Raw genomic sequence first — 24917 nt, forward strand, 5'->3', positions numbered from 1 at the left:
ACGCCAATGCCCGGATAAGGCTTACATCCTGTCATTCAGAGGAGCGTAGCGACGAAGAATCCCCTCTCTTTATCGATGTGAAGAGAAGAGATTCCTCGCTCCGTTCCGAATAACAACCGCTACGCGAAGATATCGCTTCGCTGGATGTACGCTATCACGTCTCCCTTGTTGACGTTAGCACCCTGCCGGGCACATACTTCGACAACACGGCCTGTAAATCCGGTCATTACCTTTTCGTACTCGCCCCACGGCGTAGAGAGATAGCAGAACACCTCGTCATGCTGATACTTACGCCCGATAAACGGCGCCGCAGACGGACCTTCCACGGAAACTTCCCAAAGCACCTGCCCCTTGGACGGCGCAATAACGGGGTCTGCTTTGGCGCGTTTCAGCTTCTTTATCTCCTCTTCCGAGTATCCGCTCTTTGCCATAGAAGCATCCTTTACACGCTCCAACTCATCACGGAAACGTTTCTTGGCAACACCCGACTTATAATCGCGGTATTGGCGGTCGTGCATAGCCAGTTCAAAAAGCTCCTCATCATCCTCACCATATTCCCAGCCGTTCTCGTCCATTTCCTTGCGGTATTCGTCCAAAGCGTCCGGATAGTTGGATTGCGGGTCTGTGTCGACAAACTCGTAACCTTTGGACTTGGCAAGCTCTATGATTTCGGGAGCCAGCTCACCCGGCAGACGTCCGCTCTTGCCCAGAATCATGTCCCAGGTATGATTATCGATCATCGTCCAGCGTTCTTCTCCTTTCACCAGTTGCATTACGTTCATCAGCGCCACGTTCTTCACGTACTGGCTGAACGGAGTTACCAAAGGCGGATAGCCCAGCTTAGGCCATACATATTCCACTTCGTCGAAAAGCATCACCAGCAGGTCGTCTATGCTGAGTTCGGGCTGGTTCTTACCTTTCAGTATCATGTTGATGCCGGAATGTACACCTTTCAAGTCCGCCATCATGGAGCCCATCATACCGCCCGGAAGCCCGCACTTCAAGAGCAGGGACGACATATGCTTGTTGGTGGGGTCCATAAAGTAACCAAGGAAGTCGTCTATAAACTCCTGCGTCATGGCGCGCGCTTTCATATAGGCCTTCATATTGATGTCGGGCACCCGGAAACCCTTGTCGCGCAGCATGGCCTGTACGGAAATAACGTCCGGATGCACCTTTCCCCACGACATGGGTTCCATGGCCACATCTATGATATCGGCTCCGTTTTCGCATACCTCGAGGATGGAAGCCATTGAAAGCCCCGGTCCGCTATGGCCGTGATACTGTATCAGCACGTCGGGATGTTTCTCCTTGATGGCTTTCGTCAGTTCGCCCAGCATACCCGGACGGCCGATGCCCGCCATGTCCTTCAAGCAGATTTCGGGCGCTCCCGCTTCGATAAGTTTGTCGGCTATGCTGGCGTAGTACTCCACCGTATGTACGGGCGAATGAGTGATACAGAGCGTTGCCTGCGGTATCATGCCCGCTTCGAGCGCATAGCGGATGGAAGGGATGATGTTGCGCGTTTCATTCAGTCCGCAGAAGATACGGGTGATATCCACGCCTTGCGCATGCTTCACCTTGTACATCAGCCGGCGCACATCGGCGGGAACGGGATACATACGCAGCGCATTCAGTCCGCGGTCGAGCATGTGGGTCTGTATGCCCGCATCGTTGAAAGGTTTGGTAAAGGCGCGGACTGCCTTGTTAGGGTTCTCACCATAGAGAAGGTTCACTTGCTCGAAAGCTCCGCCGTTGGTCTCGACACGTGCAAAGCAGCCCATTTCGATTATCAACGGTGCGATACGTACCAACTGGTCTACTCGCGGCTGGTATTTACCGGACGACTGCCACATATCGCGGTAAACAAGACTGAATTTGATTTCTTTTTTCATTGTAATAGGTAATTAGCTATTTGGTCACTCGGTTAACTTGATACATACAAATATAAAGGATTATTCTGACATATAGTCAAAATAACCCCATAATTATTCACTCAAAAGATATGTTTTATATCATTTGGTAAATTGAGAATTGAGAATTAAAAATTGAGAAATAGGGAACGAACATCGCGCAGCCTATTTCTCAATTTTTAATTCTCAATTCTCAATTTACTAAATGAAGTCTTTCAACTCTTCCTGTAATTTCTGTCTTGTAAAGAAGATGCGGCTTTTTACTGTTCCGAGGGGGAGTCCGAGGCGTTCGGCTATTTCGCGGTATTTAAATCCGGAGACATGCATGGAGAAGGGTACTTTATAATCACGTGGCAATGAATTGACGATGCGGTGCATTTCTTTCAGGTCGTAGGCGCCTTCGGTGCTGGCGAAGCCGGAATCCTGCGGCATGCTCAGATGATACAGATTATCGGTCTGGTCTACGAAAGTCTGTTCACGAACTATCTTCCGGTAGTTATTTATAAAGATGTTACGCATAATGGTATACATCCAACCTTTAAAGTTGGTATCAGGTTCATATTTATCCTCATTATCCAAGGCTTTAAGAGAGGTCTCCTGCAACAAATCATTCGCTTCTTCCCGATCGGCCGTCAATTTGTATGCAAAGCGAAGCAGTTCTTCTTGCACGGCAAGTAAATCTTTTCTAAAACTGTAAGTGTTCATACTTTGCTAATTTTTTTAAATGGTTAATATTCGTTTCGGTTTAGTGATTGCAAGTATACGGAAGTTTCCAAGTCTTGAGGGATGAAATACGGGTATTCTTTGGGGTGAAAACTATCATTTGACAGATTTCACCCCCTATTTTGACAGTTTTCGGGTGAAGCGAAGCGGCTGAAATTCAGCAGGAAGTACAATTTCACCGCTGATTTATGACAATTATTACCATAAGATAAACAAAAAGATGTCTACGGAAAGGGCGCATCAGAGGGAATAATTAAAATGTGTCTGCCTGTAATGAAAGCGGAACATCATTACAGGCAGACACATCTATCGGAGAAAAACGGGCGAAGTCAATTTTCTTTCCCTTGCTCCTCTCCATCGTTGCCCGACAGTATGGGCAGGCAAATCTTATATTTCACAGCCAGAATACGGGTGATGAACACGGATATTCCGCCTATCACCTGACAGCCGTAAGACTGCATGCCGGCAAGTTCGCAAAGCCAATACACCGTACCGCCCACCACACACGCCATTGCATAAATCTCCTTACGGAATATGAGCGGTATCTCGTTGATAAAGACATCGCGTATCACGCCGCCCGCCGCTCCGGTAATGCTGCCCATGATGATGGCCACCCAAAAAGGATAGCCCAGCGCAAGGCTCTTGCCCACGCCCACCACCGTAAACAGCGCCAGACCGATTGTGTCGAATATAAAGAACGTATTGTGCAGATGGATAAGATGCTTTCCGAAGAAGATGACCCACAGCAACGCCAGTCCGGTACATATCAGATAAATGGGGTCGGTCATCCAGCCGGGGGTCACATCCAGCAGCAGGTCACGTATCGTACCGCCGCCGATGGCCGTCACGAAACCCACCACATAGGCTCCGAACCAGTCGAAACGTTTCGCCGAAGCCAGCCGTATGCCGCTGATGGCGAAAGCGAACGTACCAATGAAGTCGAGTATCTGAACAAATGTTGGCATGAGGGCATTTCTTTTTCTGCAAAGTAACAAATAATTTCCCTAAGAAAGTGTATTTTTGTCTCATCAATTTATATCGGCAATGAAAATAACCATCGTATCGGGCGCACGTCCCAATTTTATGAAGATCGCCCCCCTCTGCCGCGCCATCGACGCAGCCAGAGAGGCAGGCAAGAACATCTCCTACCGCATAGTGTACACCGGAGCACAGGACGACACCACCCTGGACGCCTCGCTCTTCTCCGACCTTGCCATGCGCAAGCCCGACGCCTACCTGGGCATCGGCGGACGCGACCACTCCCAAGTGGCGGCCGCCATCATGCTGGCCTTCGAGCAGGAGCTCAACGAACACCCCGCCCGGGTGGTGCTCGTGGTGGACGACATGACCGCCACCATGAGTTGCGCCATCGTAGCCAAGAAGCGCGGGCTGAAAGTGGCGCACGTCATAGCCGGCACCCGCTCGTTCGACATGAATATGCCGCGTGAGGTCAACCGTACGATTGTAGACGCCATCTCCGACTATCTCTTCACCGCCGGCATGGTAGCCAACCGCAACCTCAACCAAGAAGGCATGATACCCGAATACATCCATTACGTAGGCAATATCCTCATCGATACCATCCGCTACAACCGCCACCGCCTTGTACAGCCGCTCTGGTTCTCCAGCCTCGGACTGCGCAAGGGCGGCTATCTCCTGCTCACCCTGAACCGTCACGACCTGCTGGAAAAGAAAGCCGTGCTCGGCTCCCTGATGCAGACGCTGGCCGGGAAAGCAGGCGACATGCCCATCGTAGCCCCCGTGCATCCGTACGTGGAGCGCGCCATCAAGTCATTGGGGCTCGACATGCCCCGGCTGCACATCCTGCCGCCCCAGAGCTACCTGCACTTCGGCTTCCTCATCAACCAGGCCAAAGGCATCGTGACCGACTCCGGCAACATAGCCGAAGAAGCCACCTTCCTCGACGTGCCCTGCATCACGCTCAACACCTACGCCGAGCATCCCGAAACCTGGCGCATCGGAACCAACGAACTCGTAGGCGAGAACTCCTTCGCCCTCTCCGCCGCCCTCGACAAGCTGCTGCACGGCGAATGGAAGCACACCACCCTACCCGACCGCTGGGACGGACGTACCGCCGAGCGCATCGTACAGACGCTGATAAACGGAGAGAAAATATAGAAACCGTCCGGAAAATCATCCCGCCACATGAGCCGGCTCATCCCGTGAGATGAATTTATCCATTCCGCAAGACGGATTATTTCGCCCCGTAAGACGAATCCGCTCGTTTTACGAGGCGATTTTTGGTATATAAAAAAGGGTATGGTCATTAGCTGCCATACCCACACTAAACACAGTACAATAAAAGAAAAATAGTTTAAGTCAGTCTGTTATTATGTTTCTGTAATCAGAATTTGTAACCTACCGAGAGAGCGATAGACATATTCTTTGGAGAATCTTTGCCCCAATCCATCACTTCCGTCAGACCGAACAGGAAGTCCAGGCCGACCAGATACTTGCCGAATTCGGCACCCACGCCGAAGCCCAAACCGAAGTCGAAGCGTTTGGCGTCCCAGCCTTCACCGGTATCCTCGTCGTATTTGAAAATCTTTTCGCCGTCGCATTTGCCGCCCAGACCAAAGCCCAGATACGGACCCACCTTACCGACGATGTTTATGCTTTCAGTCACCGGAAAACGGCCTGCCGCCATGATAGGAATCTGCAAATAGGTAGGTTTGAACTTTTCGGACTCTCCGCCACCGTAATCAAATTTAGCTCCGTTACCCACAATCATCAACGACGGCTGGACAGACCACATATCGGTAAAAGCATATTCCATGCCCACACCGAGCTGATAGCCCACTTTCATGTCGGCCCCCTCGCCACCGGTCAATTTACTCATATTAATACCTGCTTTCGCATTCCAAGAGATTTGCGCAAAGGTTACAGTAGACACCATTGCAACCAAAACCAATACAAATAACTTTTTCATAATACAATATATTTTGTGATTTGATAAGACAAATGTATTCAATTGTATAAAAAACTCAAAACGCCGATTCGCCCCATCGTCACTATCCTGCGCAAATCCCGTTCTATTCTGTCAATATTAACAAACAAGAGGGGGAAATAAAGTGAGAAAACGCCCGAACGGCGGCCTCACCCTCTTAAACATCCCTCTCATTCTTTAAAATATATTTGCTTCTTGATTAACAGTAAATTGTTAACTTTGCGGCTTGATTATGAAACGTATGAAACGAATATATAGCATTACCCTCATCCTCTTGCTTTTACTATTCGCCTCTGCCGGCGCATCAGCACAGATAAGAGGCGTTATAACGGACTCCCTCACCCACGAACCGCTGATGTATATCACCGTACAATACGAAGGAAAAGGCGTAGGCGGCATCTCCAACGCTGACGGAGAATACCAGGTGGAGACACGTAAAGGCTGGGATGAACTGACCTTCTCCGCCATAGGCTACATCACCAAGAAAGTGAAGTTCGCCCCCGGCACGAAAGTACTCAACGTAAAGCTGACACCCGCCGACGTGATGCTTTCCGAAGTCGTCGTCAAGCCCAAGAAAGAGAAGTACTCGCGCAAGAACAACCCCGCCGTGGAGTTCATGAAGAAGGTCATCGAGAACAAGAAAGCCCTGAAGCTCGAGGAGAACGACTACTACCAGTACCAGAAATACGAGAAGATGAAGATGTCCATCAACGACGTCACGCCGGAGAAAATGGAGAAAGGCATCTACAAGAAATTCTCTTTCTTCAAAGACCAGGTGGAAGTGTCGCCCAAGACCAACAAGATGATTCTGCCCATCTCCATCAAGGAGACGGCTTCCAAGACCATCTACCGCAAAAGTCCCAAGAGCGAGAAAACCATCATCGAGGGAATGAACTCCAACGGTATCGAAGAATTCTTCAATACGGGCGATATGCTGGGCACCATCCTCACCGACGTGTTCTCCGACGTCAACATCTACGACGACGATATCCGCCTGCTGCAACGCCGCTTCGTCAGCCCTATCGGACGCGGAGCCATCAGCTTCTATAAGTTCTACCTGATGGACACCCTCATGGTGGACAAGCAGGAATGCGTGCACCTCACCTTCGTACCCCAGAACTCGCAGGACTTCGGCTTCACCGGACACCTGTACGTGGTGAAAGACTCCACCTACGCCGTAAAGAAAGCCATCATGAACCTGCCCAAGAAGACAGGCGTCAACTTCGTGGAGAACCTCGACATCGTGCAGCAGTTCGAGCAACTGCCCGACGGCAACTGGGTACTCACCGATGACGACATGACCGTGGAGCTCGCCCTGATGAAAGGCATACAAGGCCTGGAAGTGCAGCGCACCACCAAGTACAGCGACTACAAATTCGATGAGATAGAACCCCGCCTGTTCCGCCTGAAAGGAAACGTCATCAAAGAAGCCAACATGCTTGCCAAGAGCGACGAATACTGGGCTAAAGTACGCCAGGTGCCGCTCACCAAGAAAGAAAGCTCCATGGACGTGTTCATGAACCGCATCGAACAGATACCGGGCTTCAAATACGTCATATTCGGTGCAAAGGCGCTCATCGAGAACTTCGTGGAGACGGGCAGCAAGAAGCATCCCAGCAAGTTCGACTTCGGTCCCATCAACACCATGATTACCAGCAACTACGTGAACGGCACCCGTTTCCGTCTCAGCGGCATGACCACCGGCAACCTGCATCCGCACTGGAGCTTCAGCGGTTACGGAGCCTACGGTACGCGCGACAAGAAATGGTTCTACTCCGGACAGGCCGCCTACTCCTTCAACAAGCGCGAGTACGTCCTTTGGGAGTTCCCCAAGCATTACCTCGCCTTCCAGTACACCTACGACGTGATGTCTCCCATGGACAAGTACCTGGCCACGGACAAGGACAATATGTTCGTCGGCTGGAAATGGACTACCGTAGACCAGATGTCGTACATGCGCGACGCCACCCTGACCTACGAGCTCGAAACCCAATCCGGCTTCTCCGTCAAGGCAATGGCGCGCCACCGCAACGACCAGCCCGCCGGTATGCTGCAATACTGGAAGAACAACGGCTCCACCCCCGGCGAATGGGACGAGAAGAACACCCTGGTGCACGACGTCACCACCACCGAGCTGGGACTGACGCTGCGTTACGCCCCCGGTGAGACGTTCGTCAACACCAAGCAGCGCCGTGTACCCGTATCGCTGGATGCGCCCACGTTCACCCTCTCTCACACCGTCGGCCTGAAAGGCGTGCTTGGGGGCGAATACAACTTCAACCTTACGGAAGCCAGCATCCGCAAACGCTTCTGGTTCGGTTCGTGGGGTAAGCTGGACGTCACCGCCCGTGCCGGCGCGCAATGGAACACCGTGCCCTTCCCGTTGCTGAACCTGCCGATGGCGAACCTCTCGTACATCACCCAGAACAACGAATCGTTCAACCTCATCAACAACATGGAGTTCCTGAACGACCGCTACGCCTCACTCGCCCTCAGCTACGACATGAACGGAAAGCTCTTCAACCGCATCCCCCTCATCAAGAAGCTGAAGTGGAGAGAGATGTTCCGCATCCGAGGCATGTGGGGCACACTGACGGACAAGAACAACCCGTACAAAAGCGGCAACCCCGACCTCTTCCTCTTCCCGATGCGCGACGGCATGCCCACCAGCCATATCATGAGCAATACCCCCTACGTCGAAGCCAGCGTAGGTATCTACAACATCTTCAAGCTGCTGCACATAGAATATGTGCGCCGCCTCACCTACACCGACATCCCCGGCGTGAAGAAAGGCGGAGTGAGGTTTATGATATTGATGATATTTTAGGAGTTATGAGTTATAAGTTATGAGTTATTTGGGGGGATATGAAGGAAAGTATATTGAAAGAGAAAGCCATGGATTTTGCGATACGCATTGTCAACCTATATCATTTTCTGAATGATAAAAAGCAGGAAAAGGTTATGGCGAAACAGATATTACGGAGCGGCACCTCTATTGGAGCAAACATCAGTGAAGGGATATATGCAGAGTCCACAGCCGATTTCATTCATAAACATGCCATTGCCCAAAAAGAGTGTGCAGAAACCCTATATTGGCTTGAACTATTGAAAAGAACCCAATATATCGACCCGAAGCAATATGACTCTTTATACCAAGATTGCAACGAACTACATAAAATGATAACCTCTACCATCATAACTTCCAAGAAATCCCATCATCCCCCCCACAACCCAATAACTCATAACTCATAACTTATAACTCATAACTCATACCATGCAACCATTAGCAGAACGGCTTAGGCCAAAGACATTAGACGAGTACATCGGTCAGAAACACTTGGTAGGACAAGGAGCGGTACTGCGCAAGATGATTGATGCGGGACGCATCTCCTCGTTCATCCTATGGGGCCCGCCGGGAGTGGGCAAGACGACGCTTGCACAGATTATAGCCAACAAGCTGGAAACTCCGTTCTACACCCTCAGCGCTGTGACCAGCGGCGTAAAGGACGTACGCGACGTGATAGACCGCGCCAAGAGCAACCGCTTCTTCTCGCAGGCAAGCCCGATACTGTTCATCGATGAAATACACCGTTTCAGCAAGTCGCAGCAAGACTCCCTGCTCGGCGCTGTGGAACAGGGAACGGTGACGCTGATAGGCGCTACCACGGAGAACCCCTCGTTCGAGGTAATCCGTCCGCTGCTCTCCCGTTGCCAGCTCTACGTACTGAAATCACTGGAGAAAGACGACCTGTTGGAACTGCTCCGGCGCGCCATAACCACGGATGTCCAGCTGAAAGAGCGCCGGATAGAGCTCAAGGAGACAACCGCCATGCTCCGTTACAGTGGCGGCGATGCCCGCAAACTGCTTAATATCCTCGACCTCGTCGTGCAGTCCGAAGCCGGCGACCCCGTTGTCATTACCGACGAGATGGTGACCGAGCGCCTTCAGCAGAATCCCCTCGCCTACGACAAAGACGGAGAGATGCACTACGACATCATCTCCGCCTTCATCAAGTCCATCCGCGGCAGCGACCCCGACGGAGCCATCTACTGGCTGGCACGCATGGTAGAGGGCGGTGAAGACCCCGCTTTCATAGCCCGCCGTCTCGTCATTTCCGCTTCCGAGGACATCGGACTGGCAAACCCCAACGCCCTGCTGCTGGCCAATGCCTGCTTCGACACCATCATGAAAGTAGGCTGGCCTGAAGGGCGCATCCCGTTGGCGGAGACTACCATCTACCTCGCCACCAGTCCCAAGAGCAACTCCGCCTACATGGCCATCAACGACGCCCTCGAACTGGTGCGGCAGACAGGCAACCTGCCCGTTCCCCTGCACCTGCGCAACGCCCCCACCAAACTGATGAAACAGCTCGGTTACGGCGGCAACTATAAATACGCCCACGACTATCCCGGCAATTTCGTCCGCCAGCAGTTCCTGCCCGACGACCTGAAAGACCGCCGCATCTGGCATCCTCAGGACAATCCCGCCGAACAGAAGCATAAGGAAAGGATGGACAGTTTGTGGGGAAAGCGAAATGACACCCCCACCCCCATAACTCATAACTCATAACTCATAACTCATAACTTATAACCCCATGAAAATAATAGCATTAGACGGCTACGCCGCCAACCCCGGAGACCTCTCCTGGGACGAACTGAAAAGCCTGGGCGAATGTACCATTTACGAACGTACCGCCCCCACCGAAGTACTTGAACGTGCAGCCGGAGCAGATATCCTGCTGACGAACAAAGTCGTGCTCGATGCGGCGACCATCGCATCCCTGCCCGACCTGAAATACATCGGCGTACTTGCCACCGGATACAACATCGTCGATACCGCCGCTGCCAAAGAGCGGGGCATCATCGTTACCAATATCCCGGCATACAGCACCCCGTCCGTCGCGCAAATGGTCTTCGCGCACATCCTCAACATCGCCCAGCAGGTGCAGCACTACACCGACGAGATACGCAAAGGCCGTTGGAGCGACAGTCCCGATTTCTGCTTCTGGGACACTCCGCTCATCGAACTGCGCGGTAAGAAAATCGGTATCATCGGCCTCGGACAAACCGGCTACAACACCGCCCGCATCGCCATCGGCTTCGGCATGGAAGTACATGCGTACACATCCAAATCGCCTTTCCAGCTTCCCCCCGAAATCAAGAAAACGGAGCTCGACGAACTCTTTGCCAACTGCGACATCATCAGCCTGCACTGCCCCCTCACCGACTCCACCCGCGAACTGATTAACGCCGCCCGCCTGAAACAGATGAAGCCCAACGCGATTCTCATCAACACCGGACGCGGCCCGCTTATCAACGAGCAAGACCTTGCCGATGCCCTGAACAACGGCACCATCTTCGCCGCCGGGCTGGACGTACTCTCGCAAGAGCCGCCCTGTGCCGACAACCCGCTGCTCACCGCCAGAAACTGTTACATCACCCCGCACATCGCCTGGGCAAGCGCCGCCGCCCGCGAACGCCTCATGCAAATCATGCTGGACAATGTAAAAGCCTTCTTAGACGGAAAAACGATTAATTCAGTAATAAAATAACCGACAGAAGAGTAAGCGTCAAAGCTCCGGCAGTCCCGTCTCCGGAGCTTCCGACGCCCTTATAAGTCACCGGTGCCGACCATGGGAAAAGCCGCCGTCAAAAGCCTGTTTCATCTGATACTGACAGCCGCCACATTCGTGCTGGCCGCCGTCACCGTCCTCGCGTCCCGTTCCGGACATTACCATCCGGAAAGCTCCACCGTCATGCCCTTGCTGGGACTTGCCGTACCGGTATTGCTGGTCTCCTGCCTGATTGTCTCCCTCTGCTGGGCAGTGGCACGCAAGAAATGGGCGTTCGTCACGCTGATAGCTTTCTTCTTCAATTGGGAGTACCTCACGGCCGTTATCCGGTTCGGTTCCGCCCGTGACATACCCGCCACGGCATCGGCACCGAACCGCCAGGGCAAACCCGGCGGTTACCTCACCGTAGCCACCTACAACGTTCATAACTTCGGAAACGAAATCACCGGCTACTCCTGCAAAGAGATAGCCAGGTACATGCGGCAACAGCACGTCGATGTGCTCTGCTTTCAGGAATTCGGCGGCAACGAACACTTCACGGTAGACAGCCTGCGTCGCGCCCTTTCCTACTGGCAATACGCTCTTATCCCCGCAGACGACTCCATCCGCGGCCTTCTCCCCATCGCCGTATTCAGCCGCTACCCGCTCACCGGCGGACGCTTCATCACCTACCCCCACAGCTCCAATTGCAGCATGCTGTGCGACATCGTTGCGGGTACGGACACCATCCGTCTGCTGAACAACCACCTGCAAACTACCGGCGTCAGCCGGAACCGTAAAAAATGGGAACGCGAACTCACCACCGACAATACCCGCCGTGAAGCGCAGGCCGTACAGGACGCGGCGGAAACCCTGCATGAAAACTTCGTGAAACGTGCCGCCCAAACCGACAGCATCTGTCACCTCGCCATTGCCGCCCCTCACCCCGTACTGGTGTGCGGCGACTTCAACTCCCTACCCTCATCCTACACCTACCGCCGGCTCTCCGGATTCCTCGAAGACGGCTTCAAGACGGGCGGACACGGCTATATGTACACCTACCGCTACGGCAAGCGCATGCTGCGTATCGACTACGCCTTCCATTCACCCGAACTGGAATGCATCGACTACTACTCTCCCGATCTGGATTTATGCAGCGACCACAATCCGGTGATATTCACGGTGAAGTATTAAAAGACGCTACAACTAAAAAAAGATAGAGCCGCCCCGGTTTCCCGGAACAGCTCTACCATAAAAATAAACATAAAATAAAATATCCTTAGAACGTCAAGCGAACACCTACCTGAGCGTGCCAGCGTGAAGAAACATCGCTCTTGGTGATTTCAGACTTGTTGTAGATATAGTTAGGAGTGGTCTGGCCGTTTACCGTTGTCAGTTTCGTAACGGAAATCGGTGAGAGGTTGTAGAGCGAGCCGTAGGTTGCTCCCCACTTCTTATTCAGCATATTGGCGAAGTTGATGATGTCGAAAGTAAATTCCAGCTTACCCAAACCCTTAGGATTATAGATGGTTTGAGCCAGGTGGAGATTGATTTCGTGCTCCCACTTGGTGAGGTTGGAGTTACGTTCGGCATACTGTCCGCGGTGGTTCTTGGCGTAAGCGTCGTCCTCAATCCACTGTTTGAAAGCCTGGCGGCTCTCTTCGGCGGTCATGGTCACTTCTCCCTGCTTGTTTGTAGCATCCACAAATTCCATCTTGTTCAGTTCTTCGTCGGTCGGGATGTACAGCAGGGAATTGCCGCTAAAACCGTCACCGTTGAAGTCAGCAGATTCGTTCATGGTCAGGCTGTAACGGTTTCCGGAGAATCCGTTGTAGATGACAGAGATAGAAGTACTCATCCAGTTGTTCCAGTATTTCGGAGTGGTGTAAGCTACCTGAGCCATTACACGGTGCGGAATATCGAATTTGGAGAAACCGAGTTCGTTGCCGCTGTTGGTATCACGGGAGTAGTTGTACTTCCAGTTGGAGTAAGCTACGGAAGAAGTACCGTCGTTCACAGACTTGGAGTGTCCGAACGTATAAGAAGCTGACATGTCGAGACCGAATCCGAAGTGTTTCTCCAGCAAGGCTGAAAGAGCGTAGCTGTAACCCTTGTTCGTATTCTTCAGGTTGATGATGGAGTAATAATCACCGGCCTGCACCTTATAAGCGGGAGAAGCGGAAGCCTCTACACCCGGAACGGCGTACACCTGTCCGTTTTCCACCAAAGCGAGGTTTTCAAAGAACACGTTGTTCATGGTCTTGGAGTAAACACCCTCAAGAGTCATTTTCACGTTACCCGGCAGGAATTGCTCCCATGCCAAGTTAGCGCGCAAAACTTGCGGATATTTAAAGTCATTGGCTACGGTCACAATATCCTGCTTGGCATTGGTTGTGGCGGCAGATAAAGGATTGTCCTTATATTGTGTCAAAGTAGGAGCTTCGTTGGTATAGTTCTTATCGACATCCTTGGGAGCGATGGTAGTACCTTTCTGTTCCATACCCGTATTGTTGAACGAGTTGCTGAGCCATACGAACGGTACACGTCCGGTAAAGATACCCACACCGCCACGGATAAGCGTGCGATGCTCTTCGTCTGTATACCAGCTGAAACCTACACGCGGTGAAACCATCAGCTTGGCGCTCGGGGTTTCGCCTACACGTACACCGAGGTTACGTTCTACGGCAAAGTCATTGAAAGCCGGGTTTACGGTAGGATCATTGAACAGCAAAGGAATATCGAAACGGATACCGTAAGTGAAGTTGAAGTCTCTCGACACCACCCACTTGTCCTGAGCGTAGAAGCCGAACTGTCCGGCTTTCATTACAGGGGCGTATTTCAAGTCGCCACCCGTAAGAGCGGGATCGCTATACTTATAAGTAAACTGATAAGGTTTATCCGCCATAAACAAATCAAGCGAGTTGTAGTACCACGCGCCTTCCGAAGCCTGGATAAACAAGTTGCTGATTTTGTAGATTTCGTTGTGGGTACCGAAAGTCAGGGTATGGTTGCCGAGATACCAGGAGAGGTTGTCCTCGAAGCTGTATACATCCTGATTCAGTCTGTTGGCGCCGGAAGAGAATTCCGTACCGATGTTGGCTGTAATCTTCGTTTCACCGTCACCGCCCAATACATTCTTGATTTGCACGCAAGGGCCTGCATATTCCGTATCGCGGAAGTCGCGAACGAACGTGCCCGATGCACGGAGCTCGTTGTAGAGGTTATCGCTCAGGCGGGAGTTCAACTCGGCCACTACCGAATTCATCTTGTTGTTCATGCGGTAACCGCTGTTGCCGAAGTAGTAAGTGGTGGAGTTGGCTCCGTACACATCTTTATAAGAGTTGTTGTGCTGGTAGCGTACGGCGAGTTTATGCTTTTCGCTGATGTTCCAGTCCACACGCGCCAAGAGGCCGAAAGATTTCTGTTCGATGTCACGTTCGCCGTAAGCCTCTTCGATGCCGGTCAGATTCTTGTACTGGTCGGCAATCTGCTTGGCGGTGGCGCTGGTGATATAGTTAGAGGTATAGCCCGGGTAAGTGCTTGAAGGATAGCTGTTCTTCTTGCCTTCCGCGCTGACGAAGTAGAACAGTTTGTTCTTGATGATGGCGCCGCCCAGCGTACCGCCGTAAGTACGGTCGAACTGCTGAGACATCGGCGACTTCTCGTAGCCGCGTACGGCGCTATACTTGCCATACATGTTCTGGTTGTTGAAATAGGTGTAAGCCGAACCGTGAGTTTCGTTCGTACCCTGCTTGGTGATGGCGTTGATGCCGCCGCCCGTAAATCCGCTCTGGCGGACGTCGTAGGGGGCTACCACCACCTGAATTTCCTGAATGGCGTCCATGGAGATGGGATTGGCGCCTGTCTGAGCGCCGTTCGTACCGCCGGCAGAGAGGCCGAATACGTCGTTGGCTACCGTACCGTCGATTTGGAAGCTGTTGTAGCGGTTGTTGGAGCCAACAAACGTGATACCACCGTTTTTGGAAGTCATGGCCAGCGGGCTGTTCTTCACGATGTCGTAGATGTTGCGGTCTACGGTCGGGGTATTCTCGATGGCGTTTGCGGAGAAGTTGGTGGCAGCGCCGCTTTTGGTCTTGGCGTCGGCTACGACTACCACTTCATCCAGCAACTCCGAGCTGGGGTGCAGTTTTACGTTCTGTGTGTAAGTGTTACCCAATTCCAGCATGATGCCGGTAAACGCCGCGCTCTGATAACCTACATAAGACACTGTAAGCTTGTACGGGCCGCCCGTACGCATACCCTGAATGGTATAGCGTCCGTCCACGTTGGTGATGGCGCCGTACTGTGTACCAGAGGGCTCATGAACAGCAACAATCGTCGCTCCGATCACTGTTTCATTCTGTTCGTCGGTCACCTTGCCGCTGATGGCGGAAGTGGTAACCTGCGCATTTACGCCCGCAGCTGCCAGAACCAGCATCAGCGTAAAAATAAGTCTTACTCTTTTTAACATAATTGTTTTTAATTAGTTTCGTAAAATGTTATATTTCTGAAAACATTGGCAAAGATACGCAAAATAATATGTACTTGCATTACATTTCTGCTACATTTTTTAAGAATAGCGTCAGCAGGTATGTAAATACGGTATATGTCATCGGAAAAAAGGTATATATGACTATTCCGCGCAAGGCAGCACCACCGTAAACCGGCTTCCCCGCCCCACTTGCGATTTTACTTCGATGCGTCCGCCCAGCCGTTCCACAATGACTTTGCAGATGGGCAGCCCCAGTCCCACGCCTTGCGAAAACTCGCTGCGCTTGTAGAAGCGGGTGAAAATCATCTCCCGTTCCTCTTGCGGAATACCTATCCCGGTGTCTTCCACGTAGATGCCCACTTCGCGGGTGGCGGGCAGGCGGACGTATCCCAGCCTGATATGGCCTTCGGACGTGAATTTGCCGGCGTTGTTCAGAAAGTTCGTGACGACCTGCGTCAGGCGCATGCGGTCTGCGTGCACGAAGGCGTCCTCTGCCGGGAAATCCGCAATGAACTCCAGCGGCGGTTTTATCAGTACGCTGTGTGTCCGGTAAACCGCTTCGAGCAGGTGGCGTACGCTTTCGCGGCGCAGGTCGAAAGACATGTTGGCGGTTTCCATGCGCGAGAGTTGCAGCACGTCGTCCACCAGTTTCAGCAGCAGTTTGGTGTTGGTGTCGATGATGCCGGCATACTCCCGCTTCTCCGTTTCGGACAGCTCCGGGTCGTACACCAGCAGATTGGCGAAGCCCGCTATGGCGTTGAGGGGCGTGCGTATCTCGTGGCTCATGTTGTTCAGGAACGACTGTTTCAGCTCGGCACGCTCCGCCAGACGGCGCGCCTGTATCAGTTCCTCTTCATGGTCTTTGACGTCCTGGATGTTCTGCAACAGTCCCGTAATGATGTACCTGCCGCCCGACACGGTGGCCTGCAGCGTGCTGTAACGCAGTTCCCACCATTCGTAGCCCCCGCCGGTGAAGTCGAAGCGGTACTGCCCTTTATGGGTATGCACGTTCTCCGAGGCACGGTAGCTGCGGTAGAAACGCTCGCGGTCGTCGGGATGCAGGAAGTGTATTATCTCGTCCAGCGTGATGCGCTCGCGCGGGTGGCGGATAAGGTCGTAGAAGTGCGGGTCGCAGATAATCCCCTCGCCTTCCAGGCGCCACACGTAGGTGGAGCTGCCGCTGATGGCAAGCGTCAGCGTTTCGTGCTCGTAATGCAGGGAGTGCTGCGCCTCACGCTTGCGCCTGCGCTCCACGGAGAGGCTGCGGATAAGAAAGGCGATGAACAGCAGCAGGAGAAGCCCCGAAAGGGCGGCTATATATAATAAGGTGTAATGATAGCGTTCCGTAAAGGGGATGTACATCACGGTGTACTCCTTGGGGATGCGGCTCAGGGGGATGCCGTAGCGTTGCAGCACGTGCCAGTTTACGACGTACCGCTTGGCGCAATACCGCACCTGCCTGTCGGGCGTCGCGCCGCGGAGACGTTCGGCGATGCCCTGCGCCATGTCGTCCAGTTGCGTTTCGAGGGGAGCGAAGTAGCCGCCCAGAGCGTAGTCCGACGTGCCGAAACCTTCGTTCACAGTTTCAAAGCAGGGGTTGTGGAAGAAGTTGGCGGAGTGCACGGCTATGAATTCCCGTCTGGTGAAAAGGCAGAGCGTACGGTGGCCGTGCCCCGTCCACGCCATCTGGGTGAGCGAGAGCGAGTCGCCGTTCAGCCGGACGATGGCGGTGGTGTCGAAACGCTCGTTCTGCCACGTCAGGCCTGGAGCGGCGGATGGCAGGGCGGAACTCAACTTGCGATGGTACCGGACATGCTCTTTTATCTGTCCGCAGTAGATTTCGTAGCCTTTCCCGCGGAGCTGCCCGGTGAGGTCGTTCCAGATGAAGCGGTCGAGTACGCTGTTGCGGTTTATCACGCACACGCGGGACTTGCCCATGATGCGCTCCACCATGCGTACGGTGTTCAGGTAGTCGGGAGCGTCGGCATAGCCCGTCACGTTGGGATAGCGTTCCAGCAGCTTGCGGTTGGGATAGTTTACGCCGCCGAACACCACGGGCAGGTCGTGCAGGCGGGGATTGCCGCAGGCCATGAGCGAGTAGAGCGCCTGGTCGTCCAGCACCGCCACGAGGCGGGCGCCCCAGCGGGTGAAGTCGTCGATGAAGTCCGAGCAGCGCTCTTCTTCTTTAGCGGGCAGCAGGTCGTCGCAGTCCAGGAAGTATTCGCGGAAGTCGCAGGAGATGCCGCGCCTGGCCAGCGCGTCACTCAGCATTTCCCGGGTGCGTCCGGCATCCGGATACCCGGCTTCGTAGGAGTGGACAAGAGCTATCTTATACCGCCCGGCATAAGGCTTGCGCCCGCATCCCGGCAGGCAGAGCAAAAATATCCAGCACGACAGCAAGGCAGCTATTGTCTTTATTTTCATTTTGTTTGTTCGTCTTTTCTATATGCAAAGATACGGATATATACCCGATATAAAAGCCTGCCGGCATGATTATTTTTCAGGAAATTTAAAATATCTTTGCCGCCTTTATTTTTTAAGGTAAAACATTATATGAATCATTATGGAAACTAAAAAAAAGAAGGATGGGCACATCTGAATCGAGTAAGAAAAGCCATGGAGTGTATTAAAATCGTTACCGACGAAAACTACGAAGTAAGCGATGAAGCCTACCACACGTTGAAGCGGATAGTAAAGGGATGTGAGAAACTGATTAAGGCCTACGAAAGAAAGCTGGCGCAGCGGGAAAAGGAACGGGAAAGGGCGCTGAACCGTTAATAAAGTACAAATATCCCCCATAAGTATGTTTATACATTTACACAAATGCAATGCGTTGGGACACACCGGAATAGGTGGCGCAAAGTGTATAGGCAGGAAAAAGCGTCCGTTTTATTTTCAGTAACTTTGTGGTAACAAACGTTGAACAGGCTGTCTTCCGACCGCGCTTTGCATGCATCGGAGACAGCCTGCTTCAATCAGTACTCATCCTATAAAACAAAGACATGGTAACTACATGTACAGAGGGAGAGATAGAAATCTCCGAATTCGGCTCCGTCCGAAGTAAAACATCACGGATCATCAGCCTTCGACAGTATGTAAACAATGTGCGCAGCGATATGTTCAAGGCACGCGTAGAGGAGTATATGCGCCTCGCAGCCCTGCCGGGACATGAAGCCGAAGCGCAGGCCGTAAAGGACAGGATGCCCTGCATCGTACCCGCCGGCGTGTGCAGCGGCGGACATGCGGTAAAGAACCTCGTCAGGCACAGCGGACTGCTGCAAATAGACATGGACCACACCGGAGCGCGCACCGCCGAAGTGTGCGGCCTGTTGCGGCAACTGCCTTACGTGGTGGTGGCGCACATGAGTTTCTCGCACAACGGGGTACGCGCATTCGCGCTCGTGGCCGCCGGGGATGTGGAACGGAACTATGAGCGGTTGTACGCCGCCGTAGGAGAAGCCGTGAGCCGCCATGCCGGACACGATTACGACTCCAAGTGCAAGATACTGACGCAGCCCAGCTTCTACTCGTGGGATGCCGACGCGTATTACAACCCCGGTGCGGAAACGTTCCGGATGCAGTGGGGAGAGGAAATGACGGGCCCGGAAGGGAGAGTTGCGGAAAAGGAGATTGCAGGGAATGAAAATGCAGGGAACGGGAATGTAGGAAATAGGAGTTCGGGAACAGGAACAGAAACAAGGACATCGGAAACAAGAACAGGAGTAACAGCAGGAACAGATACAGCAGGAACAGATACAACAGGAGTTGCAAATGCAGGAACAGGTACGAACGCAGATACAACAGACGCAGGTACGGCAGCAGCTTCCGCCTCAGTTTCCGCCTCTGCCCCGAACACCGTTTCCAACACTGCTTCCAACACTACTTCCAACACTGCTTCTAACTCCGCCACTCCTTCCAACCCTCATGCCGCTCCCGGTTTCCTCGCCCAATTCCTCAACGACTTCGAGCATCGCAACCCTTTCCGCCGAGGCGAACGGAACGACCTTGCGCTGAAGCTCGGACGTGTGGCACGTAGTAAAGGATTTTCAAAAGAAGAGCTGGAAGAAATCACCCGTATCTTCACCCGCCGCTACTCTGCGACCGATTTTACAGCCGAGGACATCCGTCAACGTATAAACGCTGGTTATCAGTTCATTGAATCACTTCCGCAAAAAACGGAAGAGCACAACAGGGTTCAAAATAGGGGTCAGGTTCTATATGACCCCTCCGAGCCGCCCGATGAAGCTCTCGAAGACGCGGATTTGTTGGAGAAAAACAACGAACTGCGTGCCAGTTCTCCCTACATTCCCGACAGCGTTTACGACGGACTGCCCGCACTGCTCAAAGAGTGCGTAAAGTACTCCGGCGACCTGCGCGAACGGGACATCGTACTGCTGGGCTGCCTGAGCTGTTGCGGAGCCCTCTTCCCCCACGTCAGCTTCTTCTATAAGAACGCCCTCTATTCGCCTCATTTCTACCTTGCCCTGATAGCCGCCGCCGGAGCGGGAAAAGGCGTACTGGCCTTTATCATCAGCCTGCTCGACGCCACTCAGGAGCACTATGACGACGAACGCCGCCAACAGAAAAAAGCTTTCGAGAAAGCACAGGCCGATTGGGACAACGAACTGCATCAAGCCCAACGTGAGCACCGCTCTCCCGACACCGACAAGAAGCCGGAAGAACCCAAAGGCAAGTATCTGAAAACCTCTGCCACCACCAGTAAAAGCCGCCTGCTGGAACAGCTTGCCACCAATGGCGAACTCGGTTGCCACATGGCGTCTACCGAAATCAACACCCTCATTTCTTCGCTCACCCAAGACTACGGCAAATACGAGGACATCCTCTGCAAAGCCGCCCACCACGAAGAAATCTCGCAGTCGTACAAGGCAGACGGCGACCCGATAGTCGTACCTCATCCACACCTTGCACTCGCCATATCGGGCACACAGGAGCAGTTCATCAACTTCTTCCATTCACACGAAAACGGTCTGTACAGCCGCTTCCTTATCTACACCCGTCAGCTCAGTCTGCATTGGGAAACCTGCTCCCCCGGCGAAGGACGTGTAGACCTGCGCGCGCACTTCCGCGCACTGGGGCAGAAGCTGTTCGATATGCACAAGTTGTTGCTGGACTCTCCCACCCTCGTCACCTTTACCCCCGAACAGTGGGAACGCCACACGCAACAGTTCTCACTGTGGCTCAAATCCGCTTTGGTAGAGGGACGCGAATATCCCAGCAGCATTGTATTCCGTCACGGGCTGCTTGCCATGCGCCTGGCATCCATCCTTACCATTTTCCGCAAATGGGACGATTACCGCTACGCCAAAGAGTATGCCTGCACCGATGCCGATTTCAACGCCGCCATGCAGATTGTAGCCACAATCCTTGAACACAGTCTGCTGCTGGGAACCACACTGCCCGACACCGGACGACAGCCCGTCCTCATGCGGCACTTCCACCAGTTCGACCAGATACTGGCCGACTTGCCACGCTCTTTTTCTTACAGTGACTTCACCTTCGCCGCCCAAAATCTCGGCATTTCCCTCTCCACCGCCAAGCGTATTCTCAAGAAAGGATTGGAACAGGAACTCATTGTAAAGCAAGGAGATAAGTATAGAAAAAGGAATAAAAGGCGGGGGAAATAGGGTCAATAAGGAAGTGACCCCAAAAATGACCCCAAACAATATCTCCCCATTTCGTACGGGCAACCGGAAAAATGTTTATCTTTGTCCCGGTCTTCTCCCGGCGTTGTGAGAAGATGTGTTTTTCTTGATTTGGAGAAAATCATTTTATTATTCGTTATCCCTTTTTGAAAGTCTGGTAAATTTTCACAAACACGAATAATAGGTGAGACTCTCCACGTCCGGCTTGCGTATAACTCTGTTATATAAAAGTTTGGCGTGGAGCTATTGCTTATTATTATTCGTTTGGATGGTCTTACCAGAGCCTCAGGGATAGGATAATAATATCAATAGTTTCCACGCCATTCTTTATTATGGCTGACGGGGGAACACACTATTAACCCGATTAAAAAAAAGCCATGAAAAAGGAACAAGAAACAAGCGAAGAAAAAAACGAGGTGATTGCCGATAGCACCGATAAGGCGACAGCCCCCTCAACGGCATTTCCCGACCTGACAGAGAAACATCCCTGCCCCCACCGCTACTGCGCCCTGTTGGAAGAACTAAAAACCACTCCCGACCTCTACGACCTTTTACACTCCTACTGCACCTTTCCCGAATCGTTAGACAACCTTTACGGCACGTCCCTCGCCCACCTGCGCTGCGATTGTTGCCTGTACGCCCACGCACTGATACGGCTGCGCCAACGCCCCGCATCCCGCTGGAAACGGATAAAGAAGTACCTTACCTCGCTCCTGCCCGCATTTCTCAAAAAAAAGAAAAAAGCCGCGAGACAAAGCCGTTTCTAAAAAACTATTAGTATCTTTGTGTACAATGTATAAGCATCACATAGCAATACATAAAAGCATAATCCCATGAAATCGACTACCGAAATATTAGAGTTACTTCGTACCTACAAGGCACACTCCGCCGCCAAATACGGTGTGAAACGCCTTGGTATTTTCGGCTCCGTTGCCCGTGGTGAACAGACAGAGCACAGTGATGTCGACATCTGCTACGAAGGAGATGCTCCTTCACTCCTCACGCTGGAACGTTTTCAAAACGAATTAGAAAATCTGTTGGGAAGCCCGGTAGACTTGATAAGGATACGAGAACGTATGAACAGCCGCCTGAAACAACGAATATTAAAAGAAAGTATCTATGTATGACAAAGATTTAGCACTCGACAGTCTGTGTAATATCCAAGATGCACTGCAAATGATAACCGAACGTGCTGCCGTAGCCAATACTCCGGACGACTTTCTACTATCACCGGACGGAATGATGCGTCTTGATGCTATCTGTATGAATCTGATAGCACTGGGTGAAGCTGTAAAGGGGCTTGATAAAATAACTCAAGGAGAACTGCTTCCCCACTACTCCGAAATATACTGGAGCGGAGTTATGAAAATGAGGGATAAAATAGCCCATCACTATTTTGAAATGGATGCAGAAGTTGTATTCAAAACTCTGAAAGAAGATATCCCCACAATGCTTCCCATTATTCAGCAGATGATTGAAGATATAAGTAAAAAAAAATAAGTGCAAGTCATTTTCATTCCTCTTACGAGATGAAATAAATCATCCTGCGAGAGGAATAAATTCATCCCGTGAAACGGAAATATCCGTCTTACGGGCGGAATGGATTTATCCTGTGAGGTGGAAATCATGGCGTCCCCAACACCCCTATTATAAGCCGCACTTGCGCGGGCGTGTACCGTCTTGCGGTAGGCGTCATGCCCGTTTCCTGCAACTGCTGTTCCAGTCCGGGAGCGGTGCGTATCCATTCGTTAAACTGCTTGACGGCCGTCTGCTGTTGCACACCGCCTATATACATGCTCGCCAATTCGCCTTTGCCGTAGCTGCGCACGACAAACGCTTTCTCTACAATATCTTCATCTGCCTGTTCCATGTGGGGTAATTTACGGTAATCCTAATTATGGTTGGAGATATAAAGATAGTGATTTTCAGCGGGATAAGCAATTATATCGGACGGTATATCATCCTCTACCACCGTCTTTTTTTCTTCTTGCAGCCTTTCTGCAACGCCACGCCAAACAGGCAACAGGCGCATTTCAATTCTTTCTGGGAGAGTTTATCCAAATTGTCGAGGATACCGGAGATTGAGTAGTTTTCGTCGAGAAACTCATAAGGGTCGGCGGCTTCTTCCAAATCCTGCTTCATCAGGCAGGTACATACAGGACTTTTATCCATTAGTTTGTTATTTTTTTTGGTTTATGTAAGGGGTTATCTTATCTGCTTTACAAAAAAACGTCGGGGGGACGCCCCATCGAAAAAAACGCACCTTACTCCCCTTGCGGAAAGAAGGATGCTCAAAGATAACACTTTTTTGCTATTATTTGCATGATTATTATAATTTAATACAATAGAAAGTCTGTTTGTACTATCTGTCATTGTTACCCAATCGTACTTAGCAGCACTCAAACGTACCGAGCGTCGCCTAAGCTTACTTATCCTTATCCAAGCTTACTAAACATGCCCTATCCTTACGCAAAACAACTTAAGCTTACTTATCCTTACATAATCTTACCTATCCTTACGCAAAACCGCTCAACCTACTTATCCTTACATAACATTACTTATCCTTACTCAAAACAACTCAATCTTACTTATCCTTACATAACCTTACTTATCCCTACTCAAAACTACCCAACCTTACCGAAACATATTTTCCGCCTTGTGCCTGCCGTATCTTTGTTTCAACGAAACGAGGTAAGGAATATCGCCGCGGAGACTTCTCCTCTGACCGTCAGCAATCAATAATCAATATTACCAATTAAAACCTAATTTCATCATGGCAATTATCGTAGAGCGTGTACAACGCTATCAGAAAGTCGGGGACAAGACTTCCCCGCAACTGTATTACTTGAAGCGGAAAGCCAAGAACTCCCGCCTGTACGACACCAAGCGCATCGCGCAAGAGATTGAGGAACTGGGCGGTATGTCCGCCGAAGACGTGGAGCACGTAGTCACCGCCCTTGTACGCAACATCAAGCGCAAGCTGACAGACGGCGACAGCGTAAAGCTGGACGGCCTCGGCGTGTTCTACACCACTTTCCACAGCAAAGGCACCGTGAAATCGGAAGACTCCACCGTTAAGAATATCGACAAGGTGAATATCCGTTTCCTCACCGACAGCGGCCTGCGTCTGGTAAATGATTCCGGAGCAACGACCAAAGGCGGGCCGAACAACGTGGCGTTCGAGTTGTACAATCCCAAAGAGGACGGTTCGTCGGGCGGCAATGGCGGCGGTGGCGGAAACGACGGAGAAGAAGAGAACCCGTTGGGCTAAGAACCCGCCGGGCTGAAACAGGGTAAAAGACGAGGCGGAACGGATTTCAAGCCTTATCCCGTTATTGAAAGGCCGTCTGCCCGTCCGTACCCCTATCCCCCGATAACATTTCAATCAATCTTCATTATTATAAATAACCCATAAGTAAATGCTGAAAATCAGTTTATATCCAAAATACCTGTCCTTCGGAGCCTGCGAAGAAACCACTCCCTTTTTCGCATGCATAGAGAAGAGATTCTTTGCTTCGCTCCGAATAACAGATAGTATAAGCCGATTATGCGTATTTACTTAACTTAACCCCAATTATTATGTCAACAAAATCAACCTGGTGGGAC

Annotated in this window: 20 protein-coding genes; 12 read left to right on the top strand and 8 right to left on the bottom strand. The window is 51.8% G+C overall.

The window, feature by feature from the left end; all coding sequences use genetic code 11:
- Nucleotides 1-119: 119 nt before the first annotated feature.
- From I2F54_RS05560 to I2F54_RS05570, 3 genes are all read right to left on the bottom strand, one after another.
- Complete coding sequence (locus tag I2F54_RS05560; RefSeq protein WP_195500687.1) at nt 120-1895, bottom strand: oxaloacetate decarboxylase; 1776 nt, start codon at nt 1893-1895, stop codon at nt 120-122.
- 219 nt (nt 1896-2114) lie between these two features.
- Nucleotides 2115-2618, bottom strand: a complete 504-nt coding sequence (locus tag I2F54_RS05565) for an RNA polymerase sigma factor (RefSeq protein ID WP_005653557.1) — start codon at nt 2616-2618, stop codon at nt 2115-2117.
- Nucleotides 2619-2965: 347 nt separating this feature from the next.
- A complete protein-coding gene (locus tag I2F54_RS05570) occupies nt 2966-3601 on the bottom strand; it encodes a trimeric intracellular cation channel family protein (RefSeq protein WP_009121217.1) in 636 nt (211 codons plus the stop codon).
- Nucleotides 3602-3680: 79 nt separating this feature from the next.
- On the opposite strand from I2F54_RS05570, the gene I2F54_RS05575 reads away from it, so the two are divergent.
- Nucleotides 3681-4775: a UDP-N-acetyl glucosamine 2-epimerase gene (locus I2F54_RS05575; RefSeq protein ID WP_087411829.1), complete on the top strand. Its 1095-nt coding sequence runs from the start codon at nt 3681-3683 to the stop codon at nt 4773-4775.
- 226 nt (nt 4776-5001) lie between these two features.
- On the opposite strand, the gene I2F54_RS05580 is transcribed toward I2F54_RS05575, so the two are convergent.
- Nucleotides 5002-5586, bottom strand: a complete 585-nt coding sequence (locus I2F54_RS05580) for a porin family protein (protein WP_022218035.1) — start codon at nt 5584-5586, stop codon at nt 5002-5004.
- 259 nt (nt 5587-5845) lie between these two features.
- Between I2F54_RS05580 and I2F54_RS05585 the strand changes: the two genes are divergently transcribed.
- From I2F54_RS05585 to I2F54_RS05605, 5 genes are all read left to right on the top strand, one after another.
- Nucleotides 5846-8431, top strand: coding sequence for a DUF5686 and carboxypeptidase-like regulatory domain-containing protein (locus tag I2F54_RS05585; protein WP_087411828.1), 2586 nt, complete (start codon nt 5846-5848; stop codon nt 8429-8431).
- A 38-nt stretch (nt 8432-8469) separates the two neighbouring features.
- A complete protein-coding gene (locus I2F54_RS05590) occupies nt 8470-8856 on the top strand; it encodes a four helix bundle protein (protein ID WP_195500688.1) in 387 nt (128 codons plus the stop codon).
- Between the two features lie 22 nt (nt 8857-8878).
- Complete coding sequence (locus I2F54_RS05595) at nt 8879-10174, top strand: replication-associated recombination protein A (RefSeq protein WP_195500689.1); 1296 nt, start codon at nt 8879-8881, stop codon at nt 10172-10174.
- Between the two features lie 25 nt (nt 10175-10199).
- Complete coding sequence (locus I2F54_RS05600; RefSeq protein ID WP_195500690.1) at nt 10200-11156, top strand: D-2-hydroxyacid dehydrogenase; 957 nt, start codon at nt 10200-10202, stop codon at nt 11154-11156.
- An 81-nt stretch (nt 11157-11237) separates the two neighbouring features.
- A complete protein-coding gene (locus I2F54_RS05605) occupies nt 11238-12350 on the top strand; it encodes an endonuclease/exonuclease/phosphatase family protein (protein ID WP_195500691.1) in 1113 nt (370 codons plus the stop codon).
- Between the two features lie 85 nt (nt 12351-12435).
- Here the strand turns inward: I2F54_RS05605 and I2F54_RS05610 are convergent, their stop codons facing one another.
- Both I2F54_RS05610 and I2F54_RS05615 read right to left on the bottom strand, forming a co-directional pair.
- A complete protein-coding gene (locus tag I2F54_RS05610; RefSeq protein WP_195500692.1) occupies nt 12436-15627 on the bottom strand; it encodes a TonB-dependent receptor in 3192 nt (1063 codons plus the stop codon).
- Between the two features lie 162 nt (nt 15628-15789).
- Nucleotides 15790-18072 carry a sensor histidine kinase gene (locus I2F54_RS05615; RefSeq protein WP_195500693.1) on the bottom strand — a complete coding sequence of 761 codons (2283 nt, stop codon included), beginning with the start codon at nt 18070-18072 and terminating at the stop codon, nt 15790-15792.
- A gap of 192 nt (nt 18073-18264) precedes the next feature.
- On the opposite strand from I2F54_RS05615, the gene I2F54_RS05620 reads away from it, so the two are divergent.
- From I2F54_RS05620 to I2F54_RS05640, 5 genes are all read left to right on the top strand, one after another.
- Nucleotides 18265-18426, top strand: a complete 162-nt coding sequence (locus tag I2F54_RS05620) for a hypothetical protein (protein ID WP_009121228.1) — start codon at nt 18265-18267, stop codon at nt 18424-18426.
- Nucleotides 18427-18650: 224 nt separating this feature from the next.
- On the top strand, nt 18651-21293 hold the full coding sequence (locus tag I2F54_RS05625) for a DUF3987 domain-containing protein (protein WP_195500694.1): 2643 nt from the start codon (nt 18651-18653) through the stop codon (nt 21291-21293).
- Nucleotides 21294-21688: 395 nt separating this feature from the next.
- A complete protein-coding gene (locus I2F54_RS05630) occupies nt 21689-22078 on the top strand; it encodes a hypothetical protein (protein ID WP_195500695.1) in 390 nt (129 codons plus the stop codon).
- A gap of 66 nt (nt 22079-22144) precedes the next feature.
- Entirely contained in the window at nt 22145-22438 is a 294-nt protein-coding gene (locus I2F54_RS05635; protein WP_009121234.1) for a nucleotidyltransferase family protein, read from the top strand.
- Nucleotides 22431-22811 carry a HepT-like ribonuclease domain-containing protein gene (locus tag I2F54_RS05640; RefSeq protein WP_009121235.1) on the top strand — a complete coding sequence of 127 codons (381 nt, stop codon included), beginning with the start codon at nt 22431-22433 and terminating at the stop codon, nt 22809-22811. Before I2F54_RS05635 ends, I2F54_RS05640 begins: the two co-directional genes overlap by 8 nt.
- Before the next feature lie 124 nt (nt 22812-22935).
- Here the strand turns inward: I2F54_RS05640 and I2F54_RS05645 are convergent, their stop codons facing one another.
- Both I2F54_RS05645 and I2F54_RS05650 read right to left on the bottom strand, forming a co-directional pair.
- Nucleotides 22936-23181, bottom strand: a complete 246-nt coding sequence (locus I2F54_RS05645) for a DUF4248 domain-containing protein (protein WP_009121236.1) — start codon at nt 23179-23181, stop codon at nt 22936-22938.
- A 95-nt stretch (nt 23182-23276) separates the two neighbouring features.
- Nucleotides 23277-23483: a hypothetical protein gene (locus tag I2F54_RS05650; protein ID WP_118046756.1), complete on the bottom strand. Its 207-nt coding sequence runs from the start codon at nt 23481-23483 to the stop codon at nt 23277-23279.
- 601 nt (nt 23484-24084) lie between these two features.
- Here I2F54_RS05650 and I2F54_RS05655 point away from each other — a divergent pair.
- On the top strand, nt 24085-24582 hold the full coding sequence (locus tag I2F54_RS05655; RefSeq protein WP_009121238.1) for an HU family DNA-binding protein: 498 nt from the start codon (nt 24085-24087) through the stop codon (nt 24580-24582).
- Nucleotides 24583-24917 lie beyond the last annotated feature (335 nt).

It is taken from the genome of Bacteroides clarus (genome assembly GCF_015555825.1).
Taxonomy (GTDB): Bacteria; Bacteroidota; Bacteroidia; order Bacteroidales; family Bacteroidaceae; genus Bacteroides; species Bacteroides clarus.

What these genes read in the sequence shown, in the direction of transcription:
- I2F54_RS05560 (WP_195500687.1), bottom strand. Translation starts at nt 1,895, where the DNA reads ATGAAAAAAGAAATCAAATTCAGTCTTGTTTACCGCGATATGTGGCAG.
- I2F54_RS05565 (WP_005653557.1), bottom strand. Translation starts at nt 2,618, where the DNA reads ATGAACACTTACAGTTTTAGAAAAGATTTACTTGCCGTGCAAGAAGAA.
- I2F54_RS05570 (WP_009121217.1), bottom strand. Translation starts at nt 3,601, where the DNA reads ATGCCAACATTTGTTCAGATACTCGACTTCATTGGTACGTTCGCTTTC.
- I2F54_RS05575 (WP_087411829.1), top strand. Translation starts at nt 3,681, where the DNA reads ATGAAAATAACCATCGTATCGGGCGCACGTCCCAATTTTATGAAGATC.
- I2F54_RS05580 (WP_022218035.1), bottom strand. Translation starts at nt 5,586, where the DNA reads ATGAAAAAGTTATTTGTATTGGTTTTGGTTGCAATGGTGTCTACTGTA.
- I2F54_RS05585 (WP_087411828.1), top strand. Translation starts at nt 5,846, where the DNA reads ATGAAACGAATATATAGCATTACCCTCATCCTCTTGCTTTTACTATTC.
- I2F54_RS05590 (WP_195500688.1), top strand. Translation starts at nt 8,470, where the DNA reads ATGAAGGAAAGTATATTGAAAGAGAAAGCCATGGATTTTGCGATACGC.
- I2F54_RS05595 (WP_195500689.1), top strand. Translation starts at nt 8,879, where the DNA reads ATGCAACCATTAGCAGAACGGCTTAGGCCAAAGACATTAGACGAGTAC.
- I2F54_RS05600 (WP_195500690.1), top strand. Translation starts at nt 10,200, where the DNA reads ATGAAAATAATAGCATTAGACGGCTACGCCGCCAACCCCGGAGACCTC.
- I2F54_RS05605 (WP_195500691.1), top strand. Translation starts at nt 11,238, where the DNA reads ATGGGAAAAGCCGCCGTCAAAAGCCTGTTTCATCTGATACTGACAGCC.
- I2F54_RS05610 (WP_195500692.1), bottom strand. Translation starts at nt 15,627, where the DNA reads ATGTTAAAAAGAGTAAGACTTATTTTTACGCTGATGCTGGTTCTGGCA.
- I2F54_RS05615 (WP_195500693.1), bottom strand. Translation starts at nt 18,072, where the DNA reads ATGAAAATAAAGACAATAGCTGCCTTGCTGTCGTGCTGGATATTTTTG.
- I2F54_RS05620 (WP_009121228.1), top strand. Translation starts at nt 18,265, where the DNA reads ATGGAGTGTATTAAAATCGTTACCGACGAAAACTACGAAGTAAGCGAT.
- I2F54_RS05625 (WP_195500694.1), top strand. Translation starts at nt 18,651, where the DNA reads ATGGTAACTACATGTACAGAGGGAGAGATAGAAATCTCCGAATTCGGC.
- I2F54_RS05630 (WP_195500695.1), top strand. Translation starts at nt 21,689, where the DNA reads ATGAAAAAGGAACAAGAAACAAGCGAAGAAAAAAACGAGGTGATTGCC.
- I2F54_RS05635 (WP_009121234.1), top strand. Translation starts at nt 22,145, where the DNA reads ATGAAATCGACTACCGAAATATTAGAGTTACTTCGTACCTACAAGGCA.
- I2F54_RS05640 (WP_009121235.1), top strand. Translation starts at nt 22,431, where the DNA reads ATGTATGACAAAGATTTAGCACTCGACAGTCTGTGTAATATCCAAGAT.
- I2F54_RS05645 (WP_009121236.1), bottom strand. Translation starts at nt 23,181, where the DNA reads ATGGAACAGGCAGATGAAGATATTGTAGAGAAAGCGTTTGTCGTGCGC.
- I2F54_RS05650 (WP_118046756.1), bottom strand. Translation starts at nt 23,483, where the DNA reads ATGGATAAAAGTCCTGTATGTACCTGCCTGATGAAGCAGGATTTGGAA.
- I2F54_RS05655 (WP_009121238.1), top strand. Translation starts at nt 24,085, where the DNA reads ATGGCAATTATCGTAGAGCGTGTACAACGCTATCAGAAAGTCGGGGAC.